At 64.0% G+C, this 11933-nt stretch carries 9 protein-coding genes and 1 tRNA gene; 8 read left to right on the forward strand and 2 right to left on the reverse strand.

What is annotated here, in order from left to right; all coding sequences use genetic code 11:
- The first annotated feature begins 58 nt into the window (after nt 1–58).
- The 5 genes from gyrA to ACT53K_RS02100 all read left to right on the forward strand — a co-directional run bounded on the left by gyrA (nt 59) and on the right by ACT53K_RS02100 (nt 5175).
- Nucleotides 59–2803, forward strand: coding sequence for a DNA gyrase subunit A (gyrA, locus tag ACT53K_RS02080; protein ID WP_476226869.1), 2745 nt, complete (start codon nt 59–61; stop codon nt 2801–2803).
- Nucleotides 2804–2806: 3 nt separating this feature from the next.
- Nucleotides 2807–3163 carry a DUF952 domain-containing protein gene (locus ACT53K_RS02085; RefSeq protein ID WP_476226870.1) on the forward strand — a complete coding sequence of 119 codons (357 nt, stop codon included), beginning with the start codon at nt 2807–2809 and terminating at the stop codon, nt 3161–3163.
- A 75-nt stretch (nt 3164–3238) separates the two neighbouring features.
- A tRNA-Glu gene (locus tag ACT53K_RS02090) sits at nt 3239–3314 on the forward strand.
- A 389-nt stretch (nt 3315–3703) separates the two neighbouring features.
- Entirely contained in the window at nt 3704–4465 is a 762-nt protein-coding gene (locus ACT53K_RS02095) for a nucleotidyltransferase family protein (protein ID WP_476226871.1), read from the forward strand.
- The gene (locus ACT53K_RS02100) at nt 4462–5175 is read left to right on the forward strand and encodes a DUF6602 domain-containing protein (RefSeq protein WP_476226872.1); all 714 of its coding nucleotides are present in this window, start codon (nt 4462–4464) and stop codon (nt 5173–5175) included. The genes ACT53K_RS02095 and ACT53K_RS02100 overlap by 4 nt, the downstream gene beginning before the upstream one ends.
- Before the next feature lie 63 nt (nt 5176–5238).
- On the opposite strand, the gene ACT53K_RS02105 is transcribed toward ACT53K_RS02100, so the two are convergent.
- A complete protein-coding gene (locus ACT53K_RS02105) occupies nt 5239–5778 on the reverse strand; it encodes a hypothetical protein (protein WP_476226873.1) in 540 nt (179 codons plus the stop codon).
- Nucleotides 5779–6194: 416 nt separating this feature from the next.
- On the opposite strand from ACT53K_RS02105, the gene ACT53K_RS02110 reads away from it, so the two are divergent.
- The 3 genes from ACT53K_RS02110 (at nt 6195) to ACT53K_RS02120 (ending at nt 10393) form a co-directional block, all read left to right on the forward strand.
- Nucleotides 6195–6707 carry a TonB-dependent receptor domain-containing protein gene (locus ACT53K_RS02110; protein WP_476227274.1) on the forward strand — a complete coding sequence of 171 codons (513 nt, stop codon included), beginning with the start codon at nt 6195–6197 and terminating at the stop codon, nt 6705–6707.
- Nucleotides 6708–6817: 110 nt separating this feature from the next.
- On the forward strand, nt 6818–7768 hold the full coding sequence (locus ACT53K_RS02115) for an alpha/beta hydrolase (RefSeq protein ID WP_476226874.1): 951 nt from the start codon (nt 6818–6820) through the stop codon (nt 7766–7768).
- 177 nt (nt 7769–7945) lie between these two features.
- The gene (locus ACT53K_RS02120; protein ID WP_476226875.1) at nt 7946–10393 is read left to right on the forward strand and encodes a TonB-dependent receptor domain-containing protein; all 2448 of its coding nucleotides are present in this window, start codon (nt 7946–7948) and stop codon (nt 10391–10393) included.
- 391 nt (nt 10394–10784) lie between these two features.
- On the opposite strand, the gene ACT53K_RS02125 is transcribed toward ACT53K_RS02120, so the two are convergent.
- A complete protein-coding gene (locus tag ACT53K_RS02125) occupies nt 10785–11828 on the reverse strand; it encodes a DUF2332 domain-containing protein (protein ID WP_476226876.1) in 1044 nt (347 codons plus the stop codon).
- Between the last annotated feature and the right edge of the window lie 105 nt (nt 11829–11933).

Raw genomic sequence — 11933 nt, forward strand, 5'->3', positions numbered from 1 at the left:
GATGCCTCCGTCCCGCTAGAGCCATAAACACGTAACAAAAACCCGAAAGAATGATCCTTTGACCGACGAGACGCAGCTCGCCGACCCTTCCGACATCACTCCGATCTCGATCGTCGACGAGATGAAGACCTCGTACCTCGATTACGCGATGAGCGTGATCGTGGCGCGCGCACTGCCCGACGTTCGTGACGGCCTGAAGCCCGTCCACCGCCGCATCCTCTATGCCGCGCAGGAAGGCGGCTATGTCGCCGGACGGCCCTATCGCAAGTCTGCCCGCCTGGTCGGTGACGTGATGGGTAAATACCATCCGCACGGCGACAGCTCGATCTACGACGCGATGGCCCGCATGGCGCAGGACTGGGCGATGCGCGTGCCGCTGATCGACGGCCAGGGCAATTTCGGCTCGATGGACCCCGATCCGCCCGCCGCAATGCGTTACACCGAAGCGCGCCTCGCTCGCGTGGCGACGGCGCTGCTCGACGATATCGAAAAGGACACGGTCGACTTCGTGCCGAACTATGACGGTTCGGAAAGCGAGCCGTCGGTTCTCCCCGCGCGTTTCCCCAACCTGCTGGTCAACGGCGCGGGCGGCATCGCGGTCGGCATGGCGACCAACATTCCGCCGCACAATCTCGGCGAAGTCATCAACGCCTGCCTCGCCTATATCGACAATGGCGCGATCTCGGCGGAAGAGCTGATGGAAATCGTCCCCGGTCCGGACTTCCCGACCGGCGCGGTGATCCTCGGCCGTTCTGGCTGCCGTTCGGCCTATCAGACCGGCCGCGGCTCGATTCTGGTGCGTTCGCGCCACGAATTCGAACAGCGCGGCGAGCGTCGCTCGATCGTGCTCACCGAAATTCCGTACCAGCAGGGCAAGAACGCACTGGTGGAGAAGATCGCCGAGGCCGCCAAGGAAAAGCGGATCGAGGGCGTCTCCGACATTCGCGACGAAAGCTCGCGCGAGGGCGTGCGCATCGTCATCGACCTGCGCCGCGACGCGACGCCCGAGGTGGTGCTCAACCAGATCTGGCGGAACACGCCGGCGCAATCGAGCTTCCCGGCAAATATGCTGGCGATCCGCGGTGGCCGGCCGGAACTGCTCAACCTGCGCGACATCATCGAGGCCTTCGTCAAGTTCCGCGAGGAGGTCATCACCCGCCGCTCGAAGTTCGAGCTGGCCAAGGCGCGCGACCGTGCGCACATCTTGCTCGGCCTGGTGATCGCGGTCACCAATCTCGACGAGGTGGTGAAGATCATCCGCGGCTCGTCGAGCCCGGCCGCCGCCCGCGAAGCCCTGCTCGCCCGCGAATGGCCGATCGCCGAGATCGCGCCCTATATCCGCCTGGTCGAGGCGGTGGACACCGAAGTTACCGGCGACAGCTATCGCCTGTCCGACACCCAGGTCCGCGCGATCCTCGACCTGCGCCTGCACCGCCTGACGGCGCTCGGCCGCGACGAGATCGGCGACGAGCTCAAGGAACTCGCCGATTCGATCGCCGAGCTGCTCGAAATCCTCGGCAACCGCGCCAAGCTCTACGAAGTGCTGCGCGGCGAGCTGGTGCTGATCCGCGACACCTATGCCACCCCGCGCAAGACCGAGATCGCCGCTGCCGCCGACGGCATCGACGACGAGGATCTGATCGAGCGCGAGGACATGGTCGTGACCGTCACGGTCCAGGGCTATATCAAGCGCACTCCGCTCGATGCCTTCCGCGCCCAGGCGCGCGGCGGCAAGGGCCGCGCCGGCATGGCGACCAAGGACGAGGATGCGATCACCGAGCTGTTCGTCACGTCGACGCACACGCCGGTGCTGTTCTTCTCCACGCTCGGCCGCGTCTATCGCATGAAGGTGTGGCGTCTGCCCGAAGGCGGTCCCGCCACCCGCGGCCGACCGATGGTGAACCTGCTGCCGCTCGCCAATGGCGAGACCATCTCCACCGTGCTTCCGCTGCCGGAAGATGAGGCTGAATGGGGCAAGCTCCACGTCATGTTCGCCACCGCCAAGGGCAATGTGCGGCGCAACAGCATGGACCTGTTCACCAACGTGCCCTCGAACGGCAAGATCGCCATGAAGTTCGAAGGCGAGGACGAGGATGACCGCCTGATCGGCGTCGCGCTGCTCAACGAGGGCGACGACGTGCTGCTCGCCACGCGCGCGGGCAAGGCGATCCGCTTCCCGGGCGAGGATGTCCGCGAGTTCCAGAGCCGCGCCTCCACCGGCGTGCGCGGCATGCGTCTGGCCGAGGGCGATCAGGTGATGTCGCTGTCGATCCTGCATCGCTCGGGCGCCAGCCAGGAGGAACGCGATTCGTACCTTCGCTTCGCCCCGTGGAAGGGCGAGCGCGAGGGCGAATGCGATCTGCCGGCCGAGCGCTACGAAGAGATGAAGGCGCGCGAGCAGTTCATCCTCACCGTCTGCGCCAATGGTTATGGCAAGCTCAGCTCGGCCTATGAATATCGCCGCACCGGCCGCGGTGGCCAGGGCATCACCAACATCGACAATATCGCCCGCAACGGGCCGGTGGTGGCGAGCTTCCCGGCGACCAAGGGGCATCAGCTGATGCTGGTGACGGATCAGGCGAAGATGATCCGCATGTCGCTGGGCGATCTGCGCGTCATCGGCCGTAACTCGGCGGGCGTGCGGCTGTTCAATGTCGCGGCCGACGAACATGTCGTCTCCGCCGCGCGGATCGAAGAGAGCGAGGACGAAGCCGAGGCCAATCTGGGCGACGGCGCCGTTGCCGGCGCGGCCACGCCGGATGCGGTTACGGGTGAGGACCTAGCCGATGGCGGCGAAGGCTGAGCCATGGCCGGGGATCAGCCACTCATCGCCTACAAGATCCTGACCGCAGAACAGATGGACACGCTCGAGCACGAGCGTGTCTTTCTCGGCGCGCCGATCGATTTGCAGGACGGCTATATCCACCTCTCCACCGCCGAACAGCTGCAGGAGACGCTGGAGAAGCATTTCGCCGGCCAGACGGGCCTGTGGCTCGCCGCCGTGGACCTGGCGGTGCTAGGCGAGGCGGTGCGCTGGGAGCCGTCGCGCGGCGGTCAGCGCTTCCCCCATATCTACGCGCCGCTGCCGCTCGACGCGGTGACGGCGTATAGCGAGGTCCATTACGAAGCCGACGGCACGCTCCGCCTGCCGGTCGCGGGATAAAAGGCAGGGCGCCTCGCCCATCCGCCTTGACGGCAGGAGCCACTGACCCTAAGTGGCCGCCTTCCGCCAAGCACTGGCCCCTTCGTCTAGCGGTCTAGGACGTCGCCCTCTCACGGCGAAAACACGGGTTCGAGTCCCGTAGGGGTCACCAGCGATTTCAATCGCTTAGCTGCCGAACGGCTGCACGATCGTGCAATTTACTGCAAATTTACTGCAAAACCGTAGCTGGAAATCGGCGGACTTTCACGGATTGTTCTAGGGCCAGTGGCGTCTGCATCCGTAGCTGCTCGGACGCTGGCGAATGCATGATTCGCACCCCAAACTCAATCTTCCACCTTCCTTCGGCGCACTCGCCGGCATCATCATTGGGCGCATCGTTCCCGGCAGCTGGCGACCACATGCGGTCGTTCGGATCAGCCATCTCGAACGTCTGCTCGTGACAGAAGCTGTCGCTAGGACGCTCTCCGCTAGGCGGCGCCACTCGGCGCGTTGGATGGTTATCGACGCGACAAGCGAATTTTGTTTTTATACTCTGTGGCGATGGTGGGGATTGATGAACATATTCGGATGGTGCTGGCGCGGCACGCCGTGAACACGGGCCTCTTTTCGCCCGTGCGCGGCGTTCAAGCTACGATCGACCCGGTACTCCGCCGCTGGGGTACTCATTATATCGTCGATACTCGCCCGAGCGGTTCCTTTGCCAAAGGCACGGCCGTGCATGGCGGCACCGACATCGACATTTTCATCTCCCTGACGTCGACGCTTACCGACACGCTCCAAACGATCTACGACACCCTTTTCAACGCCTTGTCTCAAGCGGGCTATTTAGCGCGGCGTCAAAATGTCTCGATCGGCATAGAAGTTGGTGGCTGGAAGGTCGACGTGACCCCGGGACGCCGGCAGGATCAATACGGAAACTATCACAGCCTTTGGAGCAACAAGACCAGCAGTTGGCTCCAGACGAACATCAACGAACATATTCGCGTCGTCTCCGGGTCGGACCGGACCAACGAGATCCGCCTGATCAAGATCTGGCGCAATCGCTTCGGGCTGGACTGGCCGTCGTTCTACCTCGAACTCTTTGTGATCGACGCCCTGAAGGGCGCGCGAATCGGCGCGGTGCAGGACAATGTCGTCACCGCCTTTCGCGCCATCGATCAGTCGATCGCGACACGCTGGATCATCGATCCCTCGAACACGAACAACACCGTATCGGCGACCTTAACGGCCGACGCGAAAGCCGCCCTCGCAGTGGCCGCGCGTTCGGCGCTGAACAGCTCCTGGGAGACCGTGTTTCAATGACCTCAGACTGGTCTCTCGCCGTCCTTTTCGCCGATTTCCACGACAAGATCGAACGCGAACTCGCGACCGCCCGAAAACTCGGACACCCAACGGAAAAAGGAGATGCGAGCGAGCAGGTCTGGAACGACGTGCTTAACCTCTATCTGCCGCGCCGCTACGAAAGCCGGAAAGGCTTCGTCGTCGACAGCAAAGGCGCCTTTAGCCAGCAGATCGACGTCATCATTCACGACCGCCAATATTCGCCGTTCGTGTTCAGCTTTAAAGGCACCGACGTTGTCCCGGCGGAGAGCGTCTATGCTGTGTTCGAAGCCAAGCAGGAACTGACCGCCGATCATATCCGCTACGCGCGTGACAAGGCGGCCTCCGTGCGCCGCCTACATCGCACCAGCCTCTCCGCTGAGACGATCGAGGGGCCTTCGCGACCCAAGCCGCTGCACCATATCCTGGCAGGCATCCTTACCCTCGGCGCAGGGTGGACACCGCCGCTCGGCGACACGTTGATTGGCCATCTACGGCAGGACATGGCGGAAGGCGTGATCGATATTGGCTGCGTCGCCAACGCCGGTTGGTTCATGCGCCGGGATGACGATTTCGAGGTGACCTCGATCGACAAGGCTGCAACGCGCTTCCTACTGGAGCTGATCGCGCAGCTCCAGGCGATCGGGACCGCGCCTATGCTCGATGTGCGCGCCTATTCAGGCATGATCTGAACGCAGCTTGGTTGGGCGATATCTCGACAGCGACAGCGATCGGCATCACGCTCGCTCGGCTACCTAGCCCTTGATCTGATCGACCTGCCAATCGCGATGATCGGCCGCCTGATATACCCAGCGCTCCAGAATTTCGCGCAGCTCGGCCATCTGGTCGCGCAGCACCTCAACGTTGATGAGCTTGTGCTCGGCCAGATGTCGGTTGCCCTTGATGTCTTCGGGATAGCGGAACACCTGACCGGTCGGATCGAAGGCGTCGAAATAGCCGATCAGCTCGCCCGCGCGGGCAATGGCCTCGGGCTCGATCAGCTCTCGGCCGATCGCCGCGTGCAGGTCAACGACCTCTTTCCAGAGATCGATCATCTTGTGGTTCTTCTCAAAGCTCCGTCCGGTTTCGAGGATCGTGTTGAGCGCGAACACCAGATGCTTGAGATAGAGCTCGATGCCATGGCGATAGGCGAAGGCGGCCGGATAGACGAGCAGATCGACAGGGCCGATGTAGTCCTGCGCCGATTTCACGGCGGCGTGGCCGCCCTCGAAAAAGCCGCGCCCATAGTCGAACAGATTGTACGGTCCGCCGTTGTTGCCCACGCAGGCGTTCATCTGATGATTCTCGCCATTCGCGAACAGTGGGTTTTCCGGTTGATCCAACTTGGGTTTCACCATGACGCCGTCAATCCTGATTAAGTGTCACAAGCACCAGATCGACCAGGCCATCGCCATGATCGCTCAGCGGGGTGCTCGATTGCCATGTCATTCAATCCAGCAGTTCGCGCGTTAGCACATCCTCGTTAGGCAATGCCCGGCGCGCGAGGCAGGCTGACAGGCTCAGGATGAGCAAGTCCCACGCATCTACCCAATCCCGATGGTCGAGCTTGCCGCCGCTGCCGTGCGCCGCCCGCGAACGACGCCCGTAGCTTCGCTTCGCCTCCTCATATGTCTTAAGGCGGTCGCTTCGCACCGGTGCGCAAAGCTGACTTACCAGCAGCCCGAGCCGGAACGACACTTCGGTCGACACGCTGGGGAACGGCGCCGAGGCGCAGTTGATCGCGCTGTTCGGTGCCGCGCGTTTTGATCTGAACGGCACCTATCTGCATGCGCAATTCGACAACAATATCGGCACCGTCACCACGACCGATCCGGCCACCGGTGCAAGCATCAACGTCGACATCGGCGGCAATCGCCTTCCCAACGCGCCCCGTCTTTCGCTCTCGGCCGGTCTTGAATACAAGATCTCGCTCGGTGGCGGCGGCACGCTGACTCCGCGGATCGACGGGAAATATTCGTCGGCCTATTATTTCGACGTGTTCAACACCCGCGACACCAGCCAGGGCGCCTATGCAACCGGCAACGCGTCGATCACCTGGGTGCCGGCCGGGGGGCGGCTGTCGCTTGCCGCCTTCGTCCGCAACTTCACGGACGAGGCAGTCTACGCGAATGCGCAGCGGGTGTTCGTGTCGCAGCCGGGCGCCAATACCTACCAGTTCCAGCCGCCGCGCACCTACGGCCTGCGGTTGACCTTCGATTATTGATGCCGGGAAGGGGGTGCCCGTTTCCGCGGGCACTCACCACGCCGAAGACGCCACCGCGCGCCAACACTGCCTCCGATAGGCCATTTCGCAATCGAGCAGAGGAACATCCCATGAAGTCCTTCGCCGCCGCTCTCGCCGTGCTTCTCGCCACCACTGCGCCTGCCGCAGCACAGGGCCCCCGCATCACGATGGCGCAAATCCCGGCGCCCGCGCAGCCCGACGCCATCCCGTTGTGGCCGGAAGGCTCGCTGCCGCATGGTGCAGTGCCGGAGAGCTGGAGTCGCGTCACCGTCGACTTCGCCGATGGCATCCATGCGGAGAATCGGTCGGTCCGCAACGTCTCAATCCCCACGCTCACGCCGGTGCTGCCGGATCCGGCAAAGGCAACCGGTGCAGCCGTGGTCGTGGCTCCCGGCGGCGCGTTCCAGTTTCTCTCGATCGACAGCGAAGGCTATGAAGTGGCCAGGTGGCTTGCGGATCACGGCATCGCCGCCTTCATCCTCAAATATCGCGTGAATCCCACGCCGCGTGACGAACAGGCTTTCAAGGAGGGCCTGGCGAAGCTGATGTCGGCGACGGCCCTGCAGGACAAGACGCGGCCGCCTGTCGATGAACCGCGCGCCCATCAGGACGCGCTTCGCGCGCTGAAACTTGTCCGCGAGGGGTCGACGCGGTGGCACATTGATCCGGCGCGCGTCGGCATGATCGGCTTTTCGGCAGGCGCGATGACCACCCTGCAGTCGGTATTGATTGGTCATGCCGGCGAGCGTCCGGCGTTCATCGGCTATATCTACGGCCCGATGGTCGCGGTGGATGTACCTGACGGCGCTCCGCCGATGTTCGCCGCGCTGGCGCTGGATGATCCCCTGTTCGGACACCAGAGCTTCGGCATTGTCGATGCGTGGCGGCGCGCGGGCGTCCCCGTGGAACTCCACGCCTATCAAAAGGGCGACCACGGTTTCGGCACGGGCCGGGCCGGCACCACAACCACGCTCGTGATGGAAGAGTTTCGCCTGTGGATGAAGACGAACGGCTGGCTCGCGCCGCCGCACGCCCGCTAACGGAGCGCGCGCCTATAGTATCATTATAGGATAATTACCTAGGAGCACTTCAATTAGTGAGAGATAGAAATGGATTAGCACCCGCCCCGGACATTATTTTCGGGAATCAAAACTATGCTAGTTCGGGCTTCGGGGCTACTCCAGACTGTATCGGCTGCAGCAATGGCTGCGGCTTTCATGCCCATGGTTGCGCATGCCCAACAGCATGACGGCGCCCCGGCGGTTACCGCCTGGGAGGCGAGCCGCACGGTGGACGACAACGCCTCGATCTCCACTGGCGTCGCCAAGGCGCGCGATCCGCTGAACAGCGCCACGTCGACCAGCGCGCTGAAGGAGCGCGACATTTCCGCGCTGGCGCCAATCTCGCTTGCCGATCTGTTGCGCAATGTGCCGGGCATCCGCGCCGAAGCGGGCACCGGCATCGCCAACAACAGCTATACGGTGCGCGGCCTGCCGCTGGTGAATGCCGGTGCGAAATATCTGCAGTTGCAGGAAGACGGGCTGCCCGTACTCGAATTTGGCGACTTTTTCGTCGCGCCGTCGGACATATTCCTGCGCGCCGACCTGAATGTCGCGCAGATTGAATCGATCCGCGGCGGTTCGTCTTCCACCTTCGCTTCCAACGCCCCCGGGGGCGTCGTCAATCTCGTCTCGAAGACGGGCGAAGTCGAGGGCGGCTCGGTGCAGGCATCCACCGGCGTCGACTATAACACCCAGCGCCTCGACGCGGATTATGGGGGGCAACTCGGTGGCGGCTGGCGTTTCCATATCGGCGGCTTCTACCGCCAGGGTGAAGGGCCGCGCGCAACTGGATATGATGCGTTGCAGGGCGGACAGGTGAAGCTCAACGTCACCCGGCAGTTTTCGAACGGCTATATCCGGTTCAACGCCAAGCTGCTCGACGATCGCTTCCCCTATTACTACACCTATCCGGTGGCGGTGAGCGGCACGAACGACCATCCCAGTTTCCGTAACGTCGCAAATTTCGACATCAATTCGGACACTGCCCAGTCGCGCTACATCTCCACCCGCATCGCGCCCAGCTATAACGGCGCGATTGCGACCACCAACATGCAGGATGACATGCGCGCCAAGACGAAGGCGCTGGGATTCGAGGCGCAGTTCACCCTGGGCGGGTGGACGCTCTCCGAGCGCTTCCGCTACGCCGACAACAGCGGTGTGCTGAACCAGGTGGTGCCGCTGGCGGTATCCCCCGCCGCTGATATGGCGGCGCAGTTCACCGGCCAGCCGGGCAATGTGCTGACCTATGCCACCGGCCCCGCCAAGGGCAGCCAGATCAACCCGGCGACCGTGAACGGCAACGGCCTGCTGATGGCTACCGGCTTCTATCGCGCTGGCATCAACAGCATGCGCAACGTAACCAACGATTTTCGCGCCAGCCGCGCCTGGAACCTCCAGGGCAGCACGCTGACGACCACCTTCGGCGTGTACAAGGCGCTGCAGGACTTGAAGACTTCGGAGGGCATGACCTCGGTGTTTCAGGACGTGGTGGGCGGCGGCACGTCGGCGCTGGTGGACGTGCGGCGCGCGGACGGCACGCTGATCACCCAGAACGGGGTGGTCGATTACGGATTTCTCGGCCAGCCGGGCATCGCGCGCAACGTGGATGTCCGCTACGACATCACCGCGCCCTACGCTTCGTTCAACTTGCAAAAGGGTCGCTTCGCGCTGGGCGGCTCGCTCCGCTACGACATGGGGCGGGTGCGCGGCAGCGCCTTTGCCGATCAAAGCACGCGGGCGCAGGACATGAACGGCGACGGGCAGATCGATCTGAACGGGCCGGAAGCGGCGGTGCCGGTGATCGATCCGAGCACGCGCTGGCCGGTGCACTATAACTACCAGTATGTTTCCTATTCGGCCGGCCTCAACTATCGGGTGGCCAAAGCCCTGTCGGTGTTCGCGCGCTACAGCCGCGGGGCGCGGGCGGGGGCAGACAGCGTGCTGTTCTCCCCGGCGCTCGACCACGCGACCGGCGGCCTCGCCGATCGCAGCGCCGCTTATGATCCGGTCCGTCAGGTCGAAGGCGGTTTCAAATACCGGAACGGCGGCGTGATCGTAAACGTCACGGCCTTTCATGCGCTCACCCGCGAAACCAATTCGCAGATCTACAACGACGCCAATGGCAACCAGGTGTTCGGCGTGGTCCAGCGTTCCTATCGCACGTATGGCGCGGAGCTGGAATCGCGGGTACGCACGGGGCCGTTCAGCGTGACCGGCAACCTGACGCTTTCCGGCGGCAAGATCACCGCCGCGAACGATCCCGCAGTGGTGGGCAAGAAGCCGCGCCACCAGGCCGCGGCGATCTACAGCCTCACCCCGCAGTTCGAGAACAAACTCGTCACGCTCGGCGTCAACGTAGCCGGCCAGACCTCCAGCTATTCGCAGGATGTGAACCAGCTGAAGATGCCCGGTTTTACCACCGTCGGCGCCTTCGTGCAGCTACGGCCGATCGAACGGTTGTCGCTCTCGCTCAATGCCAGCAATCTGTTCAACACCATGGCGTTCGTCGACATCGGCGATGCGACCATCCCGAGCTATGGCGTGGTGTTGGCCCGCACCCTGCCGGGCCGGATGCTTACCGCCTCGGCGCGCGTGTTCTTCTGATCCAGGCGTGCCCCGCAGCGTGGCTGCGGGGCATACTCCCCGAATGCCATTATCACCGCTGCGTGGGTTTCCACACGCTCGCGGTCACAGCGCAAGAGCGCATATCAGCGGTATCAACGGCAGCCATGATTCCACCGCTTCGCCCCGCTGGCGATGCGCAAGCCGGGCGGACTTATATCGCGTTGCGTTGATAGGAAACCATCGCTGCTTCGCAAATCATCACCCCGGCGGACGCCGGGGTTCATTGGCGTCTCGCTATCGGTTCTTGCTGAGAAGGAGAGGCCAGTGAATCCCGCCTTCGCGGCGATGACGGCTGGTGAACAGGTTGCAGCGGGCGGGTGAGTCTACGTCCACGCAATTTGGTATCAACAGGCCGTACGGGTCCAGCTCTCTATCCTTGCCAGTCCACTGCGCTGCCATAAGGGTGGCACACGGCCAGCACCCGGCGTGTCTCGCCGCCGGGGAACCAGCTGAGCGACAGCCGCACCTCGCTGCGCGTTTCGGTCCATTCGAAGCCGACCCAGGCGAGCGGGCGTTCGGGCGTGGCATATTGCCCGGCATCCTCGATCATCGCCACGATCGCCGCACGATCACGTGCCGGCAGATATTGGAGGACCATCGAGTGCATCACTACCCGGCAGACGCCCTCGGGCTGCCGCGCGGCAAGCTGGCGCGCCAGCCATGCGGCTGCATCGCCCTGCGCAACTTGCGGCGGATAGCGCCGGGCGATGCCTAGCGCTTCTTCCAACCGGTGCAGCCGCAGCGGCTGATCGGCGAAGATATAGGCTGCCAGTCGTTCGCAGGTCGCGGGATCGTTCGCGTCCAGCGGGTGCAGGTCCACCCCTTGCGCGCGCACCACTTCCAGCGGGGCAGGGAGTGGCGGCGGCCCGTTCCAATCGGGTGCCACCTGCACGGGGGAGTGGCGGTCGCCGGCGAGCACGCCGCCCAGATCATAGCCGTAGCGCCCCAGATTGAGGTTGAGCCCACAGCTTGAACCGAGCTCGAGCAGTTCGAACGGCAGGCCGAAACGCCGTCGCACCTGCATCAGCGCCGCGACGATCGCGCCGGCGCGACCGACCTCGTTGGTTTGCGGCGTGCGACGCAGAAAACCGGCGATGAAATCATCCTCGGCTGACAATGCTTCGCCAATGGCCCCGTCGAAATCGGCATGGTCGCCGCGGTAGAGCGCGGCCAACGTCGCCGGCCGGCCGCGACGGGCGAGGAAGTGCAGCGCCGCGTTAAGCCGCATCGCCAGCGCCGCCGCGGCTGCGTCCCCCTGCCAGCCGCAGATTGTCGCCTCGCTGCGCGGTCCGCGATGGAGCTGGTGCCGGGCCGCATCCAGCACGTCCGCGACGAACGGAGAGCCAAGTTTGCGGGTGACGCGCGCCATCCGCCCGAGCTCCCCCAAGCCCATCCGGGGCACGACCATGTTCATCAACATTCCCCCGAAGACCTGGCGGAACCAGCCAGGCCCTTCCGCACTGCCGCCGTCGTCGATCGATCCGTTGCCGGAACCATCGGCGAGGGTGCGCAGTGCATC

The organism is Sphingomonas sp. DMC8, assembly GCF_056314185.1.

Bases quoted from the DNA above. Each gene is read 5' to 3' on its own strand.
- ACT53K_RS02125 (WP_476226876.1), bottom strand. From the start codon at position 11,828: ATGAACATGGTCGTGCCCCGGATGGGCTTGGGGGAGCTCGGGCGGATG.
- ACT53K_RS02120 (WP_476226875.1), top strand. From the start codon at position 7,946: ATGCCCATGGTTGCGCATGCCCAACAGCATGACGGCGCCCCGGCGGTT.
- ACT53K_RS02100 (WP_476226872.1), top strand. From the start codon at position 4,462: ATGACCTCAGACTGGTCTCTCGCCGTCCTTTTCGCCGATTTCCACGAC.
- ACT53K_RS02095 (WP_476226871.1), top strand. From the start codon at position 3,704: ATGGTGGGGATTGATGAACATATTCGGATGGTGCTGGCGCGGCACGCC.
- ACT53K_RS02115 (WP_476226874.1), top strand. From the start codon at position 6,818: ATGAAGTCCTTCGCCGCCGCTCTCGCCGTGCTTCTCGCCACCACTGCG.
- ACT53K_RS02105 (WP_476226873.1), bottom strand. From the start codon at position 5,778: ATGAACGCCTGCGTGGGCAACAACGGCGGACCGTACAATCTGTTCGAC.
- ACT53K_RS02085 (WP_476226870.1), top strand. From the start codon at position 2,807: ATGGCCGGGGATCAGCCACTCATCGCCTACAAGATCCTGACCGCAGAA.